This window comes from Aestuariivirga sp. (assembly GCF_046294715.1).
In the GTDB taxonomy this organism is placed as follows: domain Bacteria; phylum Pseudomonadota; class Alphaproteobacteria; order Rhizobiales; family Aestuariivirgaceae; genus Aestuariivirga.
In genome coordinates this window covers 1-21604 of the sequence record NZ_JBKBKI010000046.1, presented here as the reverse complement: position 1 = coordinate 21604, position 21604 = coordinate 1, and the positions used below count along the sequence as shown (strand labels likewise).

Below are 21604 nucleotides of genomic sequence, written 5' to 3'. Positions count from 1 at the left end.
CGCACATGCGGGCGCTTCTGCCCCAGCGAATGCAGGGCCAGGAGTTTGTCTTTGGGTCAATCACAGGCACGGCTTTCCAGGACTTCAGCAGAATGAAGAGACTCCTGGACGAGGCCTCAGGTTTGACGGGCTGGGTGCTGCACGATCTCCGGCGAACGGTCGCCACCGGCATGGCCGGGCTGGGCGTCGCCCCCCAAGTCGCAGACAAGATCCTCAACCATCAAAGCGGGACCATCTGGCTGGCGCAGATAAATCTCTGGTTTTGCTAGGCGCATCCTGAAGAACCCCAGCGTCCAATGGCGCAGAAGTGCTTCCGGAGTATCGGCTTCATACGGCCCGTCCGGGGTGAGCGAGCGTTTCGTCAGCCAAGCCTCGGAGGGCCAGGCTCGACCGATTTTCGCCGCTCACAGCGAAAATTGCACGAGGCTCACAGACGCCTCACGGCTGTTCGCAGGTGAGCAGTTTACGGTCCTCCAATCAGTGAGGAGGTACCGATGAAGGAATTCGACACCAACACGGCGGTTGTTCCACCGGAAAAAACCCACCACTCGTCCCTCTCACGGCAGGTTCGGTCCTGGCTGATCCGCCGGCGCATGGCCCGGGAAATCGAGCATCTCGAAACCCTGCCGGCCTATCTGCTGAAGGACGTAGGACTTCCCGATCTTCATGACCACCCGCGTGACACCCGGCGAGCTATCATTCTGGCCGCCCTGCGCCGGTTCTAGATCCCCGCCAGCCGGAGGAGTCCGCCATGACCCGTCAATCCAGGAACATCATTTTCGACCTCTACAGCTCCGCCTATCTGGCCCCGTTTACGGCAGGTAGCCACTGTCCGTCGGAAGCGCGGCTGCGCGACGCGGAACCAGCAATCCCGGGCCACCGCCGCTTCTGGGGCAGACTCGTGATCACCGCAGCCGCTGGCCTCATCCTCGGTGTTCTTCTGGGCGTGCTTCCACAGGATGTCACGCTCTAAACCCGCCCAGGTGCAATCCCGCGATCAGGGTGGCAAGCATGCCGGGGTCGACGATCCCCGAGGTGATCCGAATCTCTCTTGCCGTGACCGTGGGGTGGATCGCATGCATCGCCTCCACGTGGCGGCGCGCCTGCTCGATGTGACCGAGATGCGCCTGCGCAGCGGCGAGGTAGACGTGAGAACGATAGTTCCAATGGGCGCTTTCCAGCGCCCGGATGGAGGCCACAAAATCGCCCATGAAGAACAGGACCTTGCCGCGCACGAAGCGCATCCAGGTCGGCGGATAGGGGTCGCGTGCCAGCACCGCATCGACTGTCTCCAGCGCTTCGGCATACCTTCCCTGGCAGAGCAGGAGGCTTGCATAGTCACCCCGTATGTTCACGTCGAGGGGGTTGAGGGCAATAGCGCGCCGGAAATGATCTTCGGAACGCTCGTATTGCAGCAGATAGTTGAACACCGTCCCCGCAGCATAGTGGCTCATCGGTTCGTTGGCGTCCTGGCGCAATGCCTCCTCGGCACTGGCGCGGGCGTCGTCGAGGCACTGCATGTCTCCTTGCCGCCAGAACTGGCCTAGGAGGCTGAGCGCCCTCCAGGCATGAGCCAGCGCGAAACGCGCGTCCAGGCCCACGGCCTTCGAGAAGAAGGCTTCGGCCTCCCATTCCTTGCCCGCGTTGCACAGTTCGCGGCCCTTGAGGAAATAATCGTATGCCGACCAGATCTCGGTCGGTTTGCGGCCGGCCAGACTGGCGCCTGAACTCACCAGCCGGCTTCCGAGCGCCGTCACGATGCGGACAGCCACCTCGTCCACCACTGCGAAGATGTCTGCCGCTTGCCGCTCATAGCGCTCGCTCCACACGACCTTGCCCGAACTGCCTTCCACAAGCTGGCAGGAGACGACAAGCCCCGTCGGTGCGGCTCTGGCGGCCCCCTTCACCAGAAAGTCGGCGCCAAGGGAGCGAGCCACCTTCTCGCCATCGGCAGAGGACACCTGAAGGGACAAAGCATTGCGAGTCACCACGTTCACTTCGCTGTACCGGCCGAGCAAGCTTATCAGGTCCTCCGTGATTCCTTCGCTGAGATATTGGCGGGACGGATCGCCGGAGAGATTGGCAAAGGGAAGGACGAGCACCGACGGCTTGACTGCGGAACCGGCTGTGGAAGAAGCCCGTCCCTTCTCTTGGCTCATCAGCCCCGCTCGAAATTCTTCGATGGCGCGGCCCGGCGCGACACCTAGTTCCCTCTCCAGAAGGTCCCTCACTTCGCGATAGGCGGCGAGCGCCTGAGCGCGCTCGCCCGCTTCGGCATGGGCCTGCATCAAGGCGAGATGTGAGGTTTCCCGGAAGGGGTCGAGGCTGACGAGGCGTTGCGCCAATGCCACCCGAGCCGCCCCTGCCTCAAGCGGCAGGAGCCGGGAAATCACATTCTGAAAGAGCTCGGCCAGCCGGCTGCGCGTGCTTTCCAGCCATTCGCTAAATGAGGGATCGGAGATGCCCGCGTCGGCCAGAAAGTCACCCCTCCAGAGTTTTACCGCCGCTCGCAGATCGTCAGCGCTCCCCGATGCCGCCAGCCGTTCGAACTCCTGCACGTCACTTTCCACGTCCTGCAGCGCGACGCGCTCATCGTCGCCGATGAGCACACCCTCCCGAATTTCCTTCCTGAGAACCGCGAGCGTCTGGCGCAGACTGCTCCGCGCCTGCGGATCGGCGCTCTCGCTCCACAACAGGGATGCCAGACGCTCCCGGGTCACGCCTCGGGGACTCATTACCAAGAAAGCGATCAAGCAACGCCCTTTGCGACTGGATACCTCCCGCGTATCGCCAGTCTCGTTCGTGGCCGCGAAGTCGCCGAGCAGCTTCAGCACAAGCCGCGTCATTACTCTACTCTCCCATTTTAGCTTACATCGGACTGGACACCCGGGACCATACAGTGTGACTTGCGCGACACCTGGCTCCACACGCGAAGCGTTCACTGGCTGTCCCCCGCCGCCTCGGCCTCGACAGGATCTAGCTGAGGCGTCGAGGACAGCGGCGGCAGATCCAGGCCGCGTGGTTTCCTGCCTACAAAGGCACTGACCGGCTCGACTTTGCCTCCAGCGAGTTCGTCGAGGCCCTGGTTCGCCAGTGTATGCCGGCGAGGAGCGGTGACTTGCCAAGGCGGGAATGTCCGACTTCGATGGCAAATGATCTTGAGCGAGGAAAGCCCATCGAACTCGACTGACTGTCGGGACGCATGCATGAGCTTGGAGTCGCGTACGGAGTAGCTATCCCGGCGCACACAGCCGTCTTTCAGGAGCTTCATCTTCATGGAAAAGGAGGTAGGGGAAGCGCGACGGGGTCTCGTGATTCGGGATCGCGCGTCATTGGACGAGCCGGTGTCACCTCGACCATTCCCCGATGAGTGGCCGCCAGATGCTCGACAACGTCGAAGAGCTTCATCCCTGAATACCTCTTGTCGAGGGACGAGAACGGACCGGGGATAGTTTCCCCGTTTACTTTGTTGACCGTCACCACGAGGCACGGGCCGCTACCGCGTCGAGAGCCGCACTTCGGCCGGCAATGCCCTGGCCGTGGCCGATGTCGAGGTGAAGCCGGGCCGCGTGAGTACGCTCGCCATCACCCACAAGGCCGGCCTCGCGCGGCTGTCCTTCGTCGGATCGGCCGCGGCCGAGGTGACGTGGGACGTCGCCGATGCCGGTGCCCGTGCCGTTGCGCGCGAAACGGGCCTCAGCGCCAATCTGCTGCTCACACCCGGCACCTACACGGCGCGCACGAAAGTCGGCGACGAACTCCTCACCGTCACCTTCAGGATCGCCGCAGGCAAGGCGCGCGACATCATGCTGGGGCACTAGACCGCGAAGCAAAGTCCTGCCGCCACTTGGTGGGCGTCGTCGCCGCCCAGCGCTGGAAGGCGTGGACGAAGCTGCTGTGCGAGCCGTAGCTTAACGAAGCGCCGATCTCGCCGACGGGCAGGCGCGTCAGCGCGAGGAGTTCCTTGGCGAGGACGAAGCGGACTTCATCCTTCAGCACATAGAAACTCGCACCCTCATCCTTGAGATGGCGCTCGAGGCTGCGCGGGTGGAAGCCGAGCGCGCGGGCAACTTCGCCGAGCGAGTCCCGGCCCTGCAGCAGCGCGGGCCTGAGGGCATGCCTCACCCGTCCCGACATGCCCCAGGGCGCGCGCGACAGGGCCTCGTTCAGCTGACCGAGCAACAGGCCCCGCTGAGCGGGATCGGCGGAGGGGAGCCGGTAAGCGAGCTGCTGCCTCGACAGCATGATGCAGCACTGGGCCTGGTCGAAGCGCACGGGACAGGGCGCCAGACGATGGTAAGGTGCCGGATCCTTCGGCCCGCGCCGGATCAGCATGATTTCGAGCGGTGCGATCTGGCCCCGGGTCAGATGCCGGATGAGGCTGCAGCCGACGGCGATCGAGAGATCATAGGGAAGGCTCGACAGCTGGAAGGCGTGGCCGTAAATGCCGATTCCGAACGCGAAGTCGTCTCCCATGCGGTGGAGATAGACAGCGGCGCCGCGCGAGTTGCTGATCTGGAAACTGACGAAATCGCTCAGCGCTTCGCCGAGCGTGGGCGCAAGGGTCATCAGCCTGCCGACCGGGCCCAAGGACGACGGGCTCTGCCTGAGGCCGAGCTGAAGCGCGAAGTCGGGCCGGCGCGTCGCTGCGGCGGCGCGTTCCAGAAGTGCGACGAACAGCGCCATGGAGATATAGCGGTCGGCCACGAGCTCCTGGGGCGCCAGTCCCGAGCCCGCGAAGACCTCGTCCACCTTTCCTCCCAGATCGGAGACGAGTGCGGGCAGTCCGGCAAGTGGGCCGACTCGTTGCGGGATATGACCAAGGGCCGATGTCATGTGTGGAGTCTGTCGTCAGAAAGCAAACACGACATATGCACCAAATGTAAAGAGCATATCACAACCGAGGCGGGAGGGTGCCGATGCGTGTCAGGCGAATGCTGCTTATTGCCCTTGCGGGGGCGGGTCTCTGGCTGCAACCGGCCGCGGCCCAGCAGGTCACCGGCGAGCTTGGACAGCCAAGCGCCACGACAACCATTGATGGCAGTCAGCTGCCGTCGCCGGCGCCTGCCTTTGGCGGCACGATCAACGACAATGCGCTCCAGTCCAAGCCGTGGTGGGCGCCGCGCATCGTGCCGCCCAAGGGGGCGCCCAACATCCTGCTCATCATGACGGATGATTCAGGCTATGGCGTGCCCTCCACCTTCGGCGGCGTGATCCCCACCCCGGCGCTGGACCGGGTGGCGGCGAGCGGCTTGCGCTACACGCAGATGCATTCGACGGCCCTCTGCTCGCCCACCCGCGCGGCACTGATCACCGGACGCAACCACCATTCGGCGGGCTTCGGCGTGATTTCCGAGCAGTCGACGGGCTTTCCGGGCTACAACAGCATCATCGGGGCCGACAAGGCCACCATCGGCCGCATCCTGATGGACAATGGCTATGCCACATCCTGGTTCGGCAAGGACCACAATGTGCCGGCCTTCGAGGCGAGCCAGGCGGGCCCCTTCACCCGATGGCCCATCGGCATGGGCTTCGAGTATTTCTATGGCTTCATCGGCGGCGACGCCAACCAGTGGCAGCCCAACCTGTTCCGCAACACCACGCAGATCTATCCCTTCCAAGGCAAGCCCGGCTGGAACCTCATCACCGGCATGGCGGACGACGCCATCGACTATCTGAACCGGCTGAACCAGATCCAGCCTGACAAGCCCTTCTTCCTGCATTTCGTGCCGGGCGGCGTGCATGCGCCGCATCATCCCACCCAGGAGTGGGTGGACAAGATCCACGCCATGCATCTCTTCGACGACGGCTGGGAGAAGCTGCGCGAGACGATCCTCGCCAACCAGAAGAAGCTCGGCGTCGTGCCGCAGAACACAGAGCTCGGCCCCTGGCCCAAAGACATCCTGAAGCCATGGGATGAAGCGACCGACGATGAGAAGAAGCTCTTCATCCGCCAGGCCGAGGTCTTCGCCGCCTATGTGGCCTATACCGACGATTCGATCGGCCGCGTCATCCAGGCGGTCGAGGACATGGGCAAGCTCGACAACACGCTCATCATCTACATCAACGGCGACAATGGCACGAGTGCCGAGGGAGGCCCTCTCGGCACGCCCAACGAGGTCGCCTTCTTCAACGGCCTCAACATGCTGCCCGTCGAGGTACAGATGAAGTTCTACGACGTGTGGGGCACGGAGAAGACCTACAACCACATGTCCGCCGGCTGGTCCTGGGCATTCGACACGCCCTTCAGCTGGTTCAAGCAGATCGCCTCGCATCTGGGCGGCGTGCGCCAGGGCATGGCCGTTTCCTGGCCGGCCGGTATCAAGGACGCGGGGGGCCTCCGCAGCCAGTTCGCCCATGTGATCGACGTGGTGCCGACAATCCTTGAAGTCGCCGGCGTTCCCGCGCCCGAGATGGTGGACGGCATCAAGCAGGCGCCGATCGAAGGGACGAGCTTCGCATATACCTTCGATGCCGCCAACGCCACTGCGCCGACCCGGCACACCACCCAGTATTTCGAGATGATGGGCGACCATGCCCTCTATCACGATGGCTGGCTCCTGAGCACCAAGGTGATCCGGGCGCCGTGGGAAGCCTTCGGCCCCGCCAATCCGGACCCGCTCAACAATGTGACCTGGGAACTCTATAACCTCAATGAAGACTATTCGCAGACCAGGGATCTCGCGGCACAGAACCCCGGGAAGGTGGAGGAGCTGAAGAAGGTCTTCTACGCCGAAGCCCGGAAGTACAACGTTCTGCCACTCGACGCCTCGGTTGCAGCGCGCATCGTGGCGCCCAGGCCCAATCTCACGGCGGGGCGGAGCGAGTTCGTCTACACACATCCCATGGTGGGCCTGCCGCAGGGCGATTCACCGCTGCTGCTCAACACCTCCTACACCGTCACGGCGGAGATCGAGGTGCCGGCCACGGGAGGCGACGGCATGATCCTCACTTCCGGCGGGCGCTTCGCGGGCTATGGCTTCTATATCCTCAACGGCAAGCCCGTGTGGCTGTGGAACATGGTGGACCTCGAGCGCCTCAAGTGGGAAGGCAAGGACGTGCTGACCCCCGGCAAGCACACGATCACCTTCGACTTCGTCTATGACGGGCTCGGTGCCGGCACGCTCGCCTTCAACGACTTCTCGGGCGTCGGCGGCTCCGGCACCGGCACGCTGAGCGTCGATGGCCAGGTGGTCGACACCAAGAAGATGCCCAAGACCCTGCCGATGATCCTGCAGTGGGACGAGAGTTTCGACGTGGGCTCCGACACGCTGACCGGCGTGAACGATGCCGATTACCAGCCGCCGTTTCCGCTCACCTCCAAGCTCAACAAGCTGACGGTGAAGCTGGACCGCCCCGAGCTCAGCGAGGCCGACAGGGCCAGGCTGGAAGCCGCCATGAAGAGCAAAGACTGATTGCCCAAACTGACTTGGAGATGCGCAAGATGACCATGAAACTTCCCAGACGTTCGCTTCTGATGTCGGCACTGCTTGCCGCCCCAGTGCTTCAGGCCGCCGCAGCGGCCGCCGAAGAGGCCAAGGAGGCCGACTTCCTCTTCGTCCAGACGGCGAAAGGCATGACGTTCGACAAGGCCAGCAGCACGCTGACGCTGGTGGACGTCAGCTCAATGACGGTGATGTTCGCCGACCGCCCCGAGCGCGTGGCGGGCAACATGAAGACGACCCGTTTCGTGCCGTTCTGGAGCGAGGGCAAGGACAGCTTCCTGAAGGACCCGCCCAACGCCGACATCTCGATCCTCGAGGACGGCACCATGCGGCAGGTGGTGGCGACGCTGGAGAAGCCGGAGCTGAAGGACGGGAACCTGTCCTACACCGTCAAGATCATCCAGGGCGAGATGCCGGAGAGCGGTGCTGACGTTTCCGTCTTCATCGACATCATCGGCATGCCGCTGACCCCCGTATCCTATGCAGGCGTCGCGCGAAGGTCGTTCCGGCGCGCGGTCATCTACTAAGGGGCGATGATGAGATGGGCCACCTTCTTTCCCCCTCGCCCCACGCATGTGGGGGAGAGGGAGGGGTGAGGGTGTCTGTCAGCGGGTAAGACGGTTGATGCCTGGGGAGCCTGCCGGCCGCACCGTCTTCCACGTGGCAAGATCCGGCAGGCTTATGGGCCTCATCGCCGCTGCCGTCCGCCCCACTTCCCGGAGCAGCCATCGAGGCGCTGCGCGCGCGGTTTGAAAATGGTGATGCTCATGGGCGACAATGCCAGAACCGCCGCTCGCATCGGCAAGGACCTCGGCCTCGACGTGGTGATGGCCGACGTGCTGCCGGGCCAGATGGCCGTCAAGATCAAGGAGCGTCAGTTCCAGGGCCTGCGCGTCGGCATGGTGGGTGACGACGTCAATGACGCCCCCGCTCTCACCCAGGCCGACATCGGCTTCGCCGATTGGAAATCGCCAGCGTACTGGAGACAACCGATAAGAGCCCCGGTACGTCCACCAAGACTAAATGCGGCAAGATCGGCCTTAAAGCATTTGAATTAATGGCGTACCGTGCGGGATAGAACTGATAACTGGGCTATTCAGATAATTTTTAATCTGTAATCATAATTATCGACAGCGACCTGGTTGGGATCCCAAAGCGCAGGGATTGTTCGCGGCGTCCGCCACCATTGCGTTACGACTGCCACAGACGACCCTCGCAGTAACGCACGGCATTCGCGTCTTCCACTCCACAGAGGTAACGTTCGGCCCAGTCGCACATATCGGGACTTGCTGACGGATTGCGGAGAGTGTCGATGGCCTCGTCAGTGCTATTTCCGGAGCCCAACTGAGGGGCTAGTATTGCCCAAAGCCGGTCTGCGATCTCTATCAGGGTCGGACGCCGGGGGGTCGTCATAGTGTGGGAACTTTCTGAAACCAGTGATACGCTAGTTGACATTGCCGTTGTCCTCTCCTCGGTCGTTGTTTGATGAGGTTAGGCTACGTGGGCGGCGTAAGTTGCAGGGATAGACGGGCGTTAAATCGGCGTAAGGACGCATCAAAAATGAACGCTGCACCGCAAAAAAAGCGGCGATAGGAGGAAGCCTTGGCTGGCTTCAGACTGTCTTTGCTTAGCGAATTCGCGCTGTCGGCCCCGGGAGGTCGCGCCGTTGCCATCACGAGCAAGAAGAACCGGGCACTGCTTGCGATTCTTGCCCTGTCACCCGGCCAGTCCGTGACCAGAGAACGCCTCGCCGGTCTCCTTTGGGGTGATCGTGGCGAAGAACAGGCACGAAACAGCCTTCGGCAGTCCCTCGCGGTTCTCAGAAAGGAACTGGGGCCGGACGGAAGTGAACTGGTCCGCAGCCAGGATGAGGCCCTGAAGCTGCAGTTGGCAGCTGCCGCGGTGGATGTTCTCGATGTGGTTGCCAACACTCGGTCGAATGACGTCGCAGGCTTGCGCGCATCCGCCGCCCGGTGCAGCGGTGATCTGCTGGCTGACCTCGTCATTCATGAGGAGGGTTTCAAGGAATGGCTTGCCGCCGAACGAACAAGTTTCGGAGTTGCGAGGCTGCGGCTGTTTGAAAGGCTTGCCGAACTGGAAACCGGGCAAGCCAGGGTCGCCGCCGCCCAGCACCTCGTGGCACTGGACCCCCTGCGTGAATCCTCGCAGCGCATCCTCATTCAGGCCTACTGCGATGTCGGCGAGAATGCGCTGGCGCTCAAACAGTATGAGAAATGCCGAGACCTCCTCAGCCGTGAGCTGAACATCGAGCCGGCGAAGGAAACACAGGAACTCAGGGAGCGCGTCGGCAGGGGTGGCGGAGCTATCGGCACATCCGCCCGCACCGCCGAGAATGTCAGTGCCGATCCGCTCTACTTGAACACGCTCGCAAGTCTGGGCCAGACAGTTCGGTCCCAGGTGATGGAAACGTCAACGAAAGACAGCATTGCGGTGCTGCCCTTCACCAACATCAGCGGCGAGCCGGCGCAGGAGTTTTTCACAGACGGGCTGACCGAGGACATCATCACTGACCTCTCCAATGCATCCGGACTTTTCGTCATCGCCCGAAATTCTACGTTGGCGTACAAGGGAAAACCAACCGACGTGCGCCAGATCGCCCATGACCTCGGAGTCAAGTACATACTGGAAGGCAGCGCGAGACGTTCTGAAACCCGGCTGCGAATCAATGTGCAATTGAGCTCCGCAGCCGAAGGCGGCCAACATGTTTGGGCAGAGCGCTTCGACCGCGAGTTGACGGATATATTCGCGGTTCAAGATGAAATCGCCCGTCGCGTGGTGGACGCGATTTGCGGCAAGCTCGCTGGAATCGCGGTTTTCGAGCGCTATCGCCCGGCAAACCTCGAGGCCTATGACCTCTGCGTGCGATCGAGGAACCAGTGGTACATTTCCAAAGCGGCTAACGATCAGTCACGTTCGCTGCTCGAGCGCGCCATCTCGCTGGATCCGTATTACTGCGAGGCCCACTGGCAGCTGGCGAATGCTCTCATTTTCAGTTGGCTGGTCTGGGGCGACGCCCAAGAGCCGAACCATCGCAATGCCTTGGCACTGGCCCGGCGGGCTGTGGAGATCGATCCCGGTGACTCGACCGCGCGTTGCACGTTGGGTTACATGCTGCTCTATGATCACCGGTGGGCCGAGGCGGAGCAGGAATACGAGGCTGCCGTCCGGCTCGGCCCGAACAATGCCCATGCGTTTGCCGATCTCGCATATTTCCATGTCATGAACGGCAGGCCGCAAGAGGCCGTGTCGGCTGCCGCTCATGCCCTCAGGCTCAACCCGCGCCCGCCGGGATGGTATTTCTGGATCACGGGAACGGCGCAGGTCGCTTGCGGCCAGTACGAAAACGCCGTAGCCACGCTCCGCCGCGAGGAAACCTACCGCAGCGCTTCACGCCGTATGCTTGCTGCCGCGCTCGCTCTTCTTGGCCGAGACAAGGAAGCTCGGGCGGAGGCAACGCTCTTTCTTGCCACCAGCCCTCACTGGCGCATCGGCGCATGGGTAGACGCCCAGCCGTTCAGGAATGCTGCGGACGCGGAGTTCTGGATGAGTGCATTCCGCCAAGCGGGATTACCGGAGTGAAGGAGGGTGATGAAAAAAATCGAGGAGGCGCTAAGGGCGATGATAGGTGATGCAGATGCTCTAAGGCAAGCTTTGAGCGCTGCCGCAGGAGCTGGTGTGCAAGGTCAGATTCAGCCCGGAGATTAGGTTCGAGTTGGTCACAAGTATGATTGCTAATTTGACGGAAGACATAATCACAGATCTTTCGAATGTTCCCGGCCTTCTTGTGATAGCTCGCAACTTAACCTTCGTATACAAGAACAAATCAACGTTCGTCAGATTGCGCGCGATCTCGGCGTGAGCTACGTCCTCGAGGGTAGCGCTCGAATGGCGGGCAGTCGATTGCGAATCAACATACAGCTCATTGCCGCACACCAAAGCGGTTCACATGTTTTCGCGGAGCGTTTTGATCGGGAGTTTGCGGACAGTTTCGCTGTCCAGGACGAGATTTCGCGCCGTGTCGTACAGGCCATCTCCACCAAGCTTGCAGGTGAGCCTGTACTCTCGCGGTATCGCACTCCAAGCCTCGAGGCTTATGACCTGTGCGTGCGCTCGCGGAACGTCTTCATGCGCTCGAAGGAGGCGGCGGAGAGTGCCCGCGCCAACTTCGAACGCGCACTGGAGCTTGATCCACATTATGCAGAGGTCCACTGCGAATTGTCGCTGGTTCACTTGTTCCTTTGGCTCCACTTGGGGGCACCAAAGAGTGAGCATCTTCCTAAGGCACTAAAGCATGCGAGGCTTGCGGTCGAATTCGACCCAAATGACTCAACTGCTCATGCCAACTTGACGAATATCCTGATGTTTGATCAAGCCTGGGAGGAGGCCGGGCGTGAATTTGACGTGGCTATTCGACTGAACGCCAACGACGCCGATGCCTGGGCGGCTTTCTCTGACTACAAGCTGCGTATCGGAAAACCGGATGAAGGTTTGGATCTGATACTGAGAGCCTTCCGACTCAACCCGGAAGCACCCAATTGATATTTTTGGAATCTTGGCGAAGCGCAGATCTACATCGACCACTACGTTGCAGCAGTAAGGACACTCGATCGGCCTGAAATCCGGCACTCGGTGGCGCGTCGTACCCTCGCCTCGGCCCTTGCACTGGCTGGTCATCTAGATGAGGCTAGGTGAGGAGCAAAAGCTTTCCTTTTGGAATACCCTGCTTGGACGACCACTGAGTGGCTCAAGGATTCTGTCTGTCAGGACCCCAGCTTAATGAGCACTCTGCTCCGGGGCTATCGCCTCGCCGGGTTGCCAGATTAGTTGGTATGGCGCTCAAGAACCTCCCTCCCCAATCCCCACCGAGGTTGCATCGCCCGGCCTATGCTCGCCTGCTCTCCGAGGTCGCGGTCACACGCGATGAAATCCGGATCAGGGGCCGAAATCAGTCTTGACCCGCGGTGCATCGACTGAGTTGGATGATGTGGCACCTACAGCTACCAATGGTCCCAAATCTGAATGGAGCTCGAGACGGCAAAAATGAATCTCCGTTCAACTGGACGCCGTTCGGACGCCAACAGCCAAACCTCAAATGCCACGGGACTATAAGTGTTTAGCGTCCCGACAGGATTCGAACCTGACCCTCAGTTTAGGAATATGATGCTCCTAAGCTACTCATGTACTGCATGCACCGGAACGTACCCAATGGTCCCTGCGAGAGGGCCTTGTGGATCAGCCAGCTAGACCTCCCGTTCAATTCGTTCTTGCTCCCCACGAGGGGGAGGGGTGCGCGGAATATAATCCTTGACAGCGCGCGCTCGTCGGGCTAGGGAGGGGCATTCTCCACAGTTGGGTTCTGAAAAATGAATGCGCGGGTCAAGCTTGCGCAGGACGTTTCTTCATGTGGAGAAGCGCCACTCGATGCGGTGGCGGTAGACGTCGCCGGGGCGGAGGAGGGCGCTGGGGAAGTTCGGGTGCGAGGGCGCGTCGGGGAGGTTCTGCGGCTCGATGGCGATCGCGCCATACTTTTGGAGCGGGCCGCGCTTGCCGGGAAAGACGCCGTCCCAGTGCTCGGCGGTGTACATCTGCATGCCGGCTTCCGTGGTCCACACCTCCATGGTGCGGCCCGAGGCAGGGTCCCTCAGGGTGAGGCCGTGCTTCAACTGCCCGCGCGGGCCGTCGAGCACCCAGCAATTGTCGTAGACGCCGCCCACCTCGCGGAGCTCACGGAAGTCGTAGCGGGTGCCCGCCACGTCGCGCATCTCGCCCGAGGGGAGAAGTTCGGCGCTCAGGGGGAGATAGCGCGAGCCCATGATCCGCATGTGCTGGCCGAAGGCGCCCGTCTCGCCGCCGGACATGTTCCAGTAGGCGTGGTTGGTGAGGTTGACGACGGTGGGCTTCGTGGTGCGCGCCTCGAAGTCGAGCGAGAGCGTGCTGCCGTTCAGGGTGTAGGTGGCGGTGACATCCAGCGCGCCGGGATAGCCCTGGTCGCCGTCGGGAGAGTGGAGCGAGAAGCGGAGCGCATTCTCCGTGGGCTGAACGTTCCAGTGGCGGATCGAGAAGTTGTCGGGGCCGCCGTGGAGCTGGTGCTCGCCGAAATTCTTCGCCAGCGGAAACTCGGCGCCATCGATGACGATCCGGGAATGGGTGATGCGGCCGGCGATGCGGCCCGCCACCGCGCCCGTCGTCCAGTCGCCGGCCAGGATGTCCGCGTCGGTGCCGCCGCCCATGACGACGTCGGCGCCGGCGAAGTCGAGGGAGACGAGGCGGGCGCCGAGCGTCGTGAAGGTTGCGCGGATGGATTCGGAGTGGAGTTCCAGCATGTCAGGCCTCCGTACGAGAACCCCTCCCCATGAGGGGGAGGGGAAGAGCGGCAGTCTAGTGGTTGTCGCGGGGCAGGCCCATGGTCTTGGCCACGCGCTGGAACTTCGTGGCGCCCTTCAGCACCATGCCCTCCGCCAGCTGGCCCACTTCCTTGCGGAAGATCTCCTGCCAGGGCGTCTGGCTCGGGGGCACCTTGTAGCCGCCGGCCTTCTCAAGCTCCTCGCGGCGGCGCTTCAGTTCTTCCTCGGGCACCAGCATGTCGCAGGTGCCCTTGTTGAGGTCGATCCGGACGCGGTCGCCGTTCTTCAGGATGGCGAGGCCGCCGCCGGCGGCTGCTTCCGGCGAGGCGTTGAGGATCGAGGGCGAGCCCGAGGTGCCGGACTGGCGGCCGTCACCCACACAGGGCAGCGAACGCACCCCCTTCTCGAGGAGGTAGTTCGGCGCGCGCATGTTCACGACTTCCGCCGCACCCGGATAGCCCAAGGGCCCGACGCCGCGGATGAAGAGGATGGTGTTCTCGTCGACGCCGAGCTTCGGATCGTCGATCGAGGCGTGGTAATCCTCCGGCCCGTCGAAGACGATGGCCTTGGCCTCGAAGGCGTTGGGGTCCTTCGGGTTGGAGAGGTAGCGGCTCCTGAATTCCTCCGAGATCACGCTGGTCTTCATGATGGCGTTGTCGAAGAGGTTGCCGGAAAGCCGCTTGAAGCCCGCATGCTCCTTCATCGGCTCCTTGAAGGCGCGGATCACCGAACGGTCCCAGGAGAACTTGCCCTTGCAGTTCTCGCCGATCGTCTTGCCGTTCGCGGTGACGCAGTCCTGGTGGATGCGGCCAGCGGAGATGAGCTCGGCCACCACGGCGGGAACGCCGCCGGCGCGGTGATAGTCTTCGCCCAGATATTCGCCGGCGGGCTGCAGGTTGACGAGGAGCGGCAGGTCGTAGCCGTGCTTCTCCCAGTCGGCCACGGTGAGCTCGATGCCGAGATGGGCGGCGATGGCGTTGAGGTGATTGGGCGCGTTGGTCGATCCGCCGATCGCGGTGTTGACGGCGATGGCGTTCTCGAAGGCCTTGCGCGTCATGATTTTGGAGGGCGTCAAGTCTTCCTTCACCATGTCGACGATGCGGCGGCCCGTGGCATAGGCCATCTGGCCGCGCTCGCGGTAGGGGGCGGGGATCGCCGCATTGCCCGGGAGCGACATGCCGAGCGCCTCGGCGAGCGAGTTCATGGTCGTCGCCGTTCCCATGGTGTTGCAGAAGCCGGTCGAGGGGGCGGAGGTGGCGACGAGTTCGACGAAGCCCTCGTAATCGAGTTCGCCCGTGGCCAGCTTCTCGCGCGCCATCCACACGATGGTGCCGGAGCCCGTGCGCTGGCCCTTGTACCAGCCGTTCAGCATGGGACCGGAGGAGAGGCAGATCGCCGGGATGTCCACCGTGGCCGCGGCCATCAGGCAGGCCGGCGTGGTCTTGTCGCAGCCGATCGTCAGCACCACGCCGTCGATCGGATAGCCGTAGAGAACCTCGACGAGAGAGAGATAGGAGAGGTTGCGGTCAAGCGAGGCGGTGGGGCGCTTGCCCGTCTCCTGGATGGGGTGGACCGGAAATTCCATCGGGATGCCGCCCGCCTCGTAGATGCCGTCGCGCACGCGCTTCACGAGATCGACGTGGGCCCGGTTGCAGGGCGAGAGATCGGAGCCGGTCTGGGCGATGCCGATGATCGGCTTGCCGCCCTGGAGTTCGGAGCGGGTGAAGCCGTAGTTGAGGTAGCGCTCGAGATAGAGCGCCGTCATGTCGGCGTTGGCGGGATTGTCGAACCAGGCCTGCGAGCGGTACTTCAGCGGTTTGGGGGTGTTTGCCATTGCGGGTCCTCCGATTTGTCATACTTATAGGACCGGCGGGCGGGAGCGTCTACCCGGACGTGAAGGCGTTCCCCGAAATGAAAGCCGCCGCCGGAGGGCCCGGCGGCGGGACAAGTCCAGGGGGGCGAATGGCTGTCAGGCTTGGGCGCAGGTGGCGAGGAACCGGCTCGCATAGGAGTAGGGCATGGTCTTCAGGTTGGGGGAGAGCCCGCCGTTGCTGGAAATCCAGCTCCGCACCCAGCCCGGATAATTGCGCATGAGATACTGGGCTGCCACCTGGTTGCCCTTGCGCGACGCGCCGTAGGGCAGGTGGAACTTGAAGGACGCGTTGCGGGTGATGCAGATGCGCTCCTTCGGCATCGAGAGATAGAGCGTGCAGGCGGAAGCGCAGCTTCCCGAGACGCGCACGAACCTCTCGTTCTCCTTGGCCTTCAGAACCTTGAGCGCATAGGTGATGACCACGCCGCCCCTGTCGCCGGAGATGTTTACGACCTTCTGCTTGCGCGCGAGCGAGGCCTCGGCGGCGCCGAGCGAAGCCAAGAGCAGCGCCGCCGACAGCGCCAGAGATGCGAGAATTGTGGAGAACAGCTTCATGACGAAACCTCCTGTGATGGCAGGAGGATGGATGTAAAAGATTGCATTCACGTTTGAAGAATCGGGATAAGTTTAAGGGTCAGGTTTCCCAGACCAGCACGAGCTTGCGGAAGAAGGAATGCGCGGGCGTTGGGCTCGATCCCTTCGGCAGGCGAATGGCCAGGCTGACGTGCAGGGCCGACTTCACCACTTCCCTCATCTCGACGGGGATCTCATGCAATTTGAATTTATCCTTAACGACATGCCAACCCGAGAAGGCAACGAGACCATGGGGCACGTCGCCCTTCCACGTCACCTTGTCCATGGGCCGGGACAGCCCGATGGCGAACGCGAAGGGAGAAGCATCGGCATGCGTGATTTCGACCGAGGCAAGAGCCTTTCTCGCGAAGGCCGGAAAGGCCCACGGCAACTGGACCGCCACCACGCCTTCACGGCTCGGCCGCAGGAACAAGCCATCGGCGTAGGACGGGAACATCAGCAGGGGCAGCTCTGACTCGTAGGGGGTGGTCAGCACCGCGGACTTGCGCTCCTCGTCGGTCCACAGCCTCGCCCTCTGCCGCAGGGGCGGGGCACCGACGCGGGGACGGCTGGCGTGGGGATCGCCCAGTGAGCGGCGAAGCGTGATGCTGCCGAAGCGGCCCAGCGTCGATATCGCTTCACCTCCGCCCGCATTGCGAACGGCGAGCACCAGGTTCATCGGTGCTGCCGCCGGCAGGGACAGGAAGGCTTCGATCGTTCTTTCCTCGTAGGAATAGCTGACACGGCACCAGCCACTGCAGCCCTCGCCAGCGCTCTCCGGTGCCTGCCGGACCGCCATGACGGGATCGAGATGAGGCGGCGCCAAGAGAATCATGAATTCGGTGGGCACCGCCATCGCCTGATCGAGCGCGACCTTGGCGGAGACGAGGCTTGTTCCGGCGGGGCAACCCGCGGCAAGCACGGCCACCGTCGCCGTTCCGTGGCTCGCCGGAACGTACAGGCGATCCGGCTTCTCGATGTAGGCCTCGGGAGCGGCGCGGCCCGGTCCGGCGCTGACCGAGAAACGCTTGAGCTGGTCGAGAGCGAGCGGAGCATCCGCCGTGAACTCCGCGCCGAGTTCGGCGAGCGCCCTTTCCGCCGGAGAAGGCGGCAAGAACGCGCTTTCGAGCTTCCGCTGGAGATTTCCCGCGCGGGCGCGGCCCAGCAGGGTAATGGCCGTGCTGCCCCGCCCCTCGCGCGCGGCGATCTCCGCCAGCAATTCCAGCGCCTCCTGCGCATTGGGGTCGAGGGTGGCAAGCTGAAGGTGGAGTTCGTCCGACGGGCTGTAGCGGAGGTTCTCCCGCAGCATCTGCGTTTCCGTCTTGCCGACGAATGTCGAGAGCGCGAGATGGTAGACATGCTCCAGCCCCGCAAAGCCGTGCCTGCGGAACGCGGCAAGGATCGGCAGCCGGTTGTCGTACCAGTGCGAGTTCCGGTACATGCCGCTGGTGCTGGAACGATACCAGTAGAGCGGTTCGGGGATGACCCGCAGCTTAAGCCCCGCCAGCACGGCACGGGTGAAGAATTCCCAGTCCTGCGCGGTATAGCCATAATCCTCCAGCTGATAGCCGATGCGGTCGAAAACCGTCCTGCGGATCATCGCGTTGGCGTCTCCGAAGGAATCGTGCAGGAAGCCGAGGTCCAGCGAACCCCCGGGCGGGAAGTACTGCACGTAGCCGAGACGCGCATCATGCGGGATGAACGGTTCGTAGAAGAGGCGCTGAAAGGACGTGCAGATGTCGGACTGCGAAGCGGTGATCGCCTTCACATAGGTGCTCACCGCGTGCGGGAATAGCGCGTTGTCGTCATCGACGAAGAGGATGAATTCGCCGCGAGAGGCCCTGACGCCGGTGTTGCGCGCGGCACCGAGGTAGCGGTTCTCCTCCCGGAGGATCTGCCAGCCGCGCGCCGCGAAGTCCGGGGCCAGCTCATCCAAAAGCGCATGCGAATCGGTGCGTTCGCTCCCGTCATCCACGAGGATCAGCTCGAAGTTCCGATAGTCCTGTGCCTTTACCGCATCGATGGCCTGCGTGAGATATTGCGGCCGGTCATGGTGAACCATGATGATGGAGACCCTTGGCTGCTCGGGCGGGCTCCTCTCCATCAGCGGCTCGCCCCGGGTTCGCAGCCGCTCCGCCACGCCTGAGAGATGGTCTCTCAGGATCTGCCTTCCCCGCGCGTGAGCCGCACGCGGAGACGGGCAGGAAGCAGGCTCCTTCAGCGCCCTTGCCATTCCCGCCGCGAAGGCCTTCGGCTTCGGTTCCAGCAGGACGGCCCTGCGGCTTTGCTCCTCGAGCATCTCTGGAATCCCGCCCACCGCGGAAGACAGGAATCGGATGCCTCCATCCAGGCATGCGGCAAGCAGGAGCGGGGTGTCCGCCGAGAGATAGGGTGCAACGAGCAGAGCCCCGCGTTGCTGGAGATATTCGCAAGCCTCCTGCATCGAAAAGCCCGGGAGGAGCTTCAGCTCGAAGGGCCATGATCGCGCACGCCGGATGAGCAGACCGCCCGTATGCTCACCCAAAATCTGGCCGAAGCGGCCGAGAAAGGTGATCGTGGGGCGATGATCGGTCATGCGGGCGAGCTCGTCGAGCGCGTCGCACAGCAGGGTCAGCCCATCCTCGAACGCGCCGCTCCCCAGGAAGACGATCTCGCGGCAAGGCTGGGCCGACTCCCGTGCGGCAGGGGGCACGCGCGGGCGCCATTCGGCGGGAGCCTGCGGAGGGATCACGGTGATGTCCTCGGCAAGCTTCCATCCCTGTTTCCTCATCCAGCCCGGAAGATGCGTCCCGCCACAGATGAGAGCGTCCGCCTGTGCCGCGCAGTACTTCTCCATGTAGGCCTCGGTCACCTCCTCGAGGTCCTTCAGGAAGACGCGGCCCGCCTCCGCCTTCCATTCCCTGGGAGCCGATGCGACGACATAGAGTTGCGGGCGAGGCTCGAACAGGGAGAGTTCGCTGGCGATAAGGGAATAGTAACCGCAGCCACCCTCGAGGGCGAAGTAAACAGCGTCGTACGGTGTCTCCCTCAGGTGATAGTAGACGGCAGCCGACCTCTTCTCGGGCGTGTAAAGCAAGGGGGATAGGTCCGGGTGCCCCTTGAGAACGCGGAGCCGGATAAGAAAGTGGTCGAGGTAATAGGCTTCAAGCTGTTCCGTGCCCTCCTCGCCGATCCTTTCAAGGGTCTCGAAGGTGGGAACCCAGAGAAGCGTGACCGTATCCCCTTGTGCGGCGATCTGCTGTGCGAAGGAGAGGATGCGGTGACTCGCCTCGGACGCTTCGCCGTGCACGGGCAAAGCGAAGGTGACCAAACAGAGGTTCAGGGGATTGCGCGGCTGGGCAACATTCCGGCCCGCTGTTGCGTTGGGCGCTTTAGCGGCTTCAGTCATGGTGCTCCTCAGGCTTGCAAGCGGGAATAGGCTCAGGATCGTGTTTCACAATAACCAATTGTAATCGTTTTTCGTTTTTAGATCGTGAACAGCGGGCACGCGTTTTCCGGTTGGTTGACAGAAACTGGCGGGGCTCCAAGGCCGGCGGAACAAAGGAGAATCGAGCTCGATGTCGTTCAGCATTCGCAAGCTGGATAACCGCCCCGTCCAGCTGGGGCCTCATGAGATCGTGGCTTTTGCCTGCGTCCGGAACGAGGTGCTGAGGCTTCCCTTTCTCCTCGAGCATCACCGCTCGATCGGGGTGAACCGCTTCTTCTTCATCGACAATCTTTCGACCGACGGGACAGTGGACCTGCTTCTCCGTGAGCCTGACTGTCACCTCTTCACGTGCGACGGAAAGTTCTTTGCGGAAAACGTGGAGCCTCCGCGCTGGAGCAATGCCCTGCGCCGGACGTTCTGCGAGGGCCATTGGTGCCTCTCGCTCGATGCCGATGAGATGTTTGTCTATCCGCACTGCGAATCGCGCACACTTCACGACCTGTGTGCCTACATGGACAGCACCGGGGCCACGGCGCTGGAGGCTCTCGTCATCGATTGCTACGGCGACAGCGCGGTTCTGGAGACGGACTACAGATCAGGGCAGTCCTTCATCCAGGCCTGTCCCTATTTCGATCCGGAACTCGGTTACGAGGTGGACAACAATGGCGCATGCCCGCCGCGGCTCATGTTCAGCCGATTTCGCGAGCGGGCATTCTGGCAGCCGGAGCACAAGAGGCAGCGTCCGCCCTGCATCACTCAGGTGCCGCTGGTGAGGTGGACGAAGGGGACAGGCTATCTGGTCGCTCAGCATGCACTGAACGCAGCCAAGCTGTCAGAGCTGCGCGCAGCGGTTTTGCACTTCAAGTTCCTGCCGGGATTCTTCAACGCCGTTTCCGCGTCCCTCGAGGAGAATGCCGGGGTCCAGGAAAAAGGGCTCAAAGAGCGCGTTACCTACATCGATACGCTGAAACGCAACCCGAATCTCAATCTGCGCCACCCGGGCTCCGTGCGCTACGAAGGCTCGAGGCAACTGATCGAACTCGGCTGGATGAGGACCAGCCGGAACTACGAGGAATTCCAAGATGGCGGCAATGTCCCAAACGCAATGCCGAAGCCACGATCGAAACCGGCCGCGTGACCTGCCGGCCGGTTTCCATCAGTTGTTCACGGCGGAGAGTGCGGCCTCAGCCGCCGTAGCCGCCGCCGCCCTGGTTCCCGCCCGTGCCGGCGCCGCCGCCCTTGGGATTGCTGGTCTGGCTCCTGTCCCTGACGGCGTCGAGGGCGAGGGCGTAGCAGGCCGTATCGCGGTAGAGCTTCGGGGGGTACTTGTAGAAGAACTCTTCCAGCGCTTCGACGGTGTTTTCTTCCAGCGCCTTCCTGCAGGCCCGCTCGACCTCCTGCTCAGAGTAAGCGGCATACGCGGTTCCGGACTCAAAGACAGCGGAGGTTGCACCGGCCACCGTGCCTACACCAAATACATAAGCCACGGTTGTGAGAATATGTTTCAACTTTGTCATCTTACACACGCCTTGTTACTCTGACAGAAGATTAATTTTCGCTTAATGAGGTGCAAATGCAACCAACCGTTAGGTGAATCTGCTTACAATATCGCGACACGCGAATATCGATTCGAAGTTGGTTAAGTCGTGGACTTCCAACTCACCGGGGAACTCGCAACTCCGCGGCGTCTGCCCCGCGGCGCGGTGCCCTGGTCGGTGAGACGAAAAGGGGCCCGACCGACGCCTGCTTCTGTTTCGCGCGATCTTTCAAGGAGTTGTGAGTTCGCGAAAGTTTTTCCGCCGACCTTCTTGACAGTTTGGCCTGAGGGGTCATATAAGCCGGGTCACTGAGGGACGCGGCGTGGATGCGCGGCGTGCCTTTGTGACGGAAAAGCCGACAAGCTGGCGCTGCTGCCGGGTGA

Annotated in this window: 17 protein-coding genes and 1 pseudogene; 10 read left to right on the top strand and 8 right to left on the bottom strand. The window is 62.6% G+C overall.

Going from position 1 to position 21604, the window contains the following annotated elements; all coding sequences use genetic code 11:
- The 3 genes and pseudogenes from ACK4HL_RS19190 to ACK4HL_RS19180 all read left to right on the top strand — a co-directional run.
- Window positions 1–269 (top strand): annotated as a pseudogene (locus ACK4HL_RS19190) (hypothetical protein); the annotation flags it as partial.
- A 225-nt stretch (window positions 270–494) separates the two neighbouring features.
- Window positions 495–725, top strand: a complete 231-nt coding sequence (locus ACK4HL_RS19185; RefSeq protein ID WP_409764012.1) for a hypothetical protein — start codon at window positions 495–497, stop codon at window positions 723–725.
- Window positions 726–751: 26 nt separating this feature from the next.
- Window positions 752–973, top strand: a complete 222-nt coding sequence (locus ACK4HL_RS19180; RefSeq protein WP_409764009.1) for a hypothetical protein — start codon at window positions 752–754, stop codon at window positions 971–973.
- On the opposite strand, the gene ACK4HL_RS19175 is transcribed toward ACK4HL_RS19180, so the two are convergent.
- Together ACK4HL_RS19175 and ACK4HL_RS19170 are read right to left on the bottom strand one after the other, a co-directional pair.
- On the bottom strand, window positions 963–2846 hold the full coding sequence (locus tag ACK4HL_RS19175; RefSeq protein WP_409764006.1) for a BTAD domain-containing putative transcriptional regulator: 1884 nt from the start codon (window positions 2844–2846) through the stop codon (window positions 963–965). The two genes, ACK4HL_RS19180 and ACK4HL_RS19175, sit on opposite strands and share 11 nt — an antisense overlap.
- Before the next feature lie 92 nt (window positions 2847–2938).
- Entirely contained in the window at window positions 2939–3277 is a 339-nt protein-coding gene (locus ACK4HL_RS19170) for a hypothetical protein (RefSeq protein ID WP_409764003.1), read from the bottom strand.
- 262 nt (window positions 3278–3539) lie between these two features.
- Here ACK4HL_RS19170 and ACK4HL_RS19165 point away from each other — a divergent pair, with 262 nt between their 5' ends.
- Window positions 3540–3821, top strand: a complete 282-nt coding sequence (locus tag ACK4HL_RS19165) for a hypothetical protein (protein WP_409764000.1) — start codon at window positions 3540–3542, stop codon at window positions 3819–3821.
- Here ACK4HL_RS19165 and ACK4HL_RS19160 read toward each other — a convergent pair.
- Entirely contained in the window at window positions 3805–4836 is a 1032-nt protein-coding gene (locus ACK4HL_RS19160; RefSeq protein WP_409763997.1) for an AraC family transcriptional regulator ligand-binding domain-containing protein, read from the bottom strand. The genes ACK4HL_RS19165 and ACK4HL_RS19160 overlap by 17 nt on opposite strands.
- A gap of 83 nt (window positions 4837–4919) precedes the next feature.
- Between ACK4HL_RS19160 and ACK4HL_RS19155 the strand changes: the two genes are divergently transcribed.
- From ACK4HL_RS19155 to ACK4HL_RS19135, 5 genes are all read left to right on the top strand, one after another.
- Window positions 4920–7415, top strand: a complete 2496-nt coding sequence (locus ACK4HL_RS19155) for an arylsulfatase (RefSeq protein WP_409763994.1) — start codon at window positions 4920–4922, stop codon at window positions 7413–7415.
- A 35-nt stretch (window positions 7416–7450) separates the two neighbouring features.
- Window positions 7451–7972, top strand: coding sequence for a hypothetical protein (locus tag ACK4HL_RS19150; RefSeq protein WP_409763991.1), 522 nt, complete (start codon window positions 7451–7453; stop codon window positions 7970–7972).
- A gap of 240 nt (window positions 7973–8212) precedes the next feature.
- Entirely contained in the window at window positions 8213–8503 is a 291-nt protein-coding gene (locus ACK4HL_RS19145; protein ID WP_409763988.1) for an HAD family hydrolase, read from the top strand.
- Window positions 8504–9047: 544 nt separating this feature from the next.
- Entirely contained in the window at window positions 9048–11045 is a 1998-nt protein-coding gene (locus ACK4HL_RS19140) for a BTAD domain-containing putative transcriptional regulator (protein ID WP_409763985.1), read from the top strand.
- A gap of 276 nt (window positions 11046–11321) precedes the next feature.
- A complete protein-coding gene (locus ACK4HL_RS19135) occupies window positions 11322–12005 on the top strand; it encodes a hypothetical protein (protein ID WP_409763982.1) in 684 nt (227 codons plus the stop codon).
- 860 nt (window positions 12006–12865) lie between these two features.
- Here ACK4HL_RS19135 and ACK4HL_RS19130 read toward each other — a convergent pair.
- The 4 genes from ACK4HL_RS19130 to ACK4HL_RS19115 all read right to left on the bottom strand — a co-directional run bounded on the left by ACK4HL_RS19130 (window position 12866) and on the right by ACK4HL_RS19115 (window position 19644).
- Window positions 12866–13789: an aldose epimerase family protein gene (locus tag ACK4HL_RS19130; RefSeq protein ID WP_409763979.1), complete on the bottom strand. Its 924-nt coding sequence runs from the start codon at window positions 13787–13789 to the stop codon at window positions 12866–12868.
- A 55-nt stretch (window positions 13790–13844) separates the two neighbouring features.
- Entirely contained in the window at window positions 13845–15644 is a 1800-nt protein-coding gene (locus tag ACK4HL_RS19125) for an IlvD/Edd family dehydratase (protein WP_409763976.1), read from the bottom strand.
- Between the two features lie 135 nt (window positions 15645–15779).
- Window positions 15780–16238, bottom strand: a complete 459-nt coding sequence (locus ACK4HL_RS19120; protein ID WP_409763973.1) for a hypothetical protein — start codon at window positions 16236–16238, stop codon at window positions 15780–15782.
- Window positions 16239–16317: 79 nt separating this feature from the next.
- Entirely contained in the window at window positions 16318–19644 is a 3327-nt protein-coding gene (locus tag ACK4HL_RS19115) for a DUF6212 domain-containing protein (protein ID WP_409763970.1), read from the bottom strand.
- A gap of 169 nt (window positions 19645–19813) precedes the next feature.
- On the opposite strand from ACK4HL_RS19115, the gene ACK4HL_RS19110 reads away from it, so the two are divergent.
- Window positions 19814–20821 carry a glycosyltransferase family 2 protein gene (locus ACK4HL_RS19110; protein ID WP_409763967.1) on the top strand — a complete coding sequence of 336 codons (1008 nt, stop codon included), beginning with the start codon at window positions 19814–19816 and terminating at the stop codon, window positions 20819–20821.
- Window positions 20822–20867: 46 nt separating this feature from the next.
- Here ACK4HL_RS19110 and ACK4HL_RS19105 read toward each other — a convergent pair whose 3' ends face one another.
- Window positions 20868–21200 carry a hypothetical protein gene (locus ACK4HL_RS19105; RefSeq protein WP_409763964.1) on the bottom strand — a complete coding sequence of 111 codons (333 nt, stop codon included), beginning with the start codon at window positions 21198–21200 and terminating at the stop codon, window positions 20868–20870.
- Between the last annotated feature and the right edge of the window lie 404 nt (window positions 21201–21604).

What these genes read in the sequence shown, in the direction of transcription:
- ACK4HL_RS19185 (WP_409764012.1), top strand. Translation starts at nt 495, where the DNA reads ATGAAGGAATTCGACACCAACACGGCGGTTGTTCCACCGGAAAAAACC.
- ACK4HL_RS19180 (WP_409764009.1), top strand. Translation starts at nt 752, where the DNA reads ATGACCCGTCAATCCAGGAACATCATTTTCGACCTCTACAGCTCCGCC.
- ACK4HL_RS19175 (WP_409764006.1), bottom strand. Translation starts at nt 2,846, where the DNA reads ATGACGCGGCTTGTGCTGAAGCTGCTCGGCGACTTCGCGGCCACGAAC.
- ACK4HL_RS19170 (WP_409764003.1), bottom strand. Translation starts at nt 3,277, where the DNA reads ATGAAGATGAAGCTCCTGAAAGACGGCTGTGTGCGCCGGGATAGCTAC.
- ACK4HL_RS19160 (WP_409763997.1), bottom strand. Translation starts at nt 4,836, where the DNA reads ATGACATCGGCCCTTGGTCATATCCCGCAACGAGTCGGCCCACTTGCC.
- ACK4HL_RS19155 (WP_409763994.1), top strand. Translation starts at nt 4,920, where the DNA reads ATGCGTGTCAGGCGAATGCTGCTTATTGCCCTTGCGGGGGCGGGTCTC.
- ACK4HL_RS19150 (WP_409763991.1), top strand. Translation starts at nt 7,451, where the DNA reads ATGAAACTTCCCAGACGTTCGCTTCTGATGTCGGCACTGCTTGCCGCC.
- ACK4HL_RS19145 (WP_409763988.1), top strand. Translation starts at nt 8,213, where the DNA reads ATGGGCGACAATGCCAGAACCGCCGCTCGCATCGGCAAGGACCTCGGC.
- ACK4HL_RS19130 (WP_409763979.1), bottom strand. Translation starts at nt 13,789, where the DNA reads ATGCTGGAACTCCACTCCGAATCCATCCGCGCAACCTTCACGACGCTC.
- ACK4HL_RS19125 (WP_409763976.1), bottom strand. Translation starts at nt 15,644, where the DNA reads ATGGCAAACACCCCCAAACCGCTGAAGTACCGCTCGCAGGCCTGGTTC.
- ACK4HL_RS19120 (WP_409763973.1), bottom strand. Translation starts at nt 16,238, where the DNA reads ATGAAGCTGTTCTCCACAATTCTCGCATCTCTGGCGCTGTCGGCGGCG.
- ACK4HL_RS19115 (WP_409763970.1), bottom strand. Translation starts at nt 19,644, where the DNA reads ATGACTGAAGCCGCTAAAGCGCCCAACGCAACAGCGGGCCGGAATGTT.
- ACK4HL_RS19110 (WP_409763967.1), top strand. Translation starts at nt 19,814, where the DNA reads ATGTCGTTCAGCATTCGCAAGCTGGATAACCGCCCCGTCCAGCTGGGG.
- ACK4HL_RS19105 (WP_409763964.1), bottom strand. Translation starts at nt 21,200, where the DNA reads ATGACAAAGTTGAAACATATTCTCACAACCGTGGCTTATGTATTTGGT.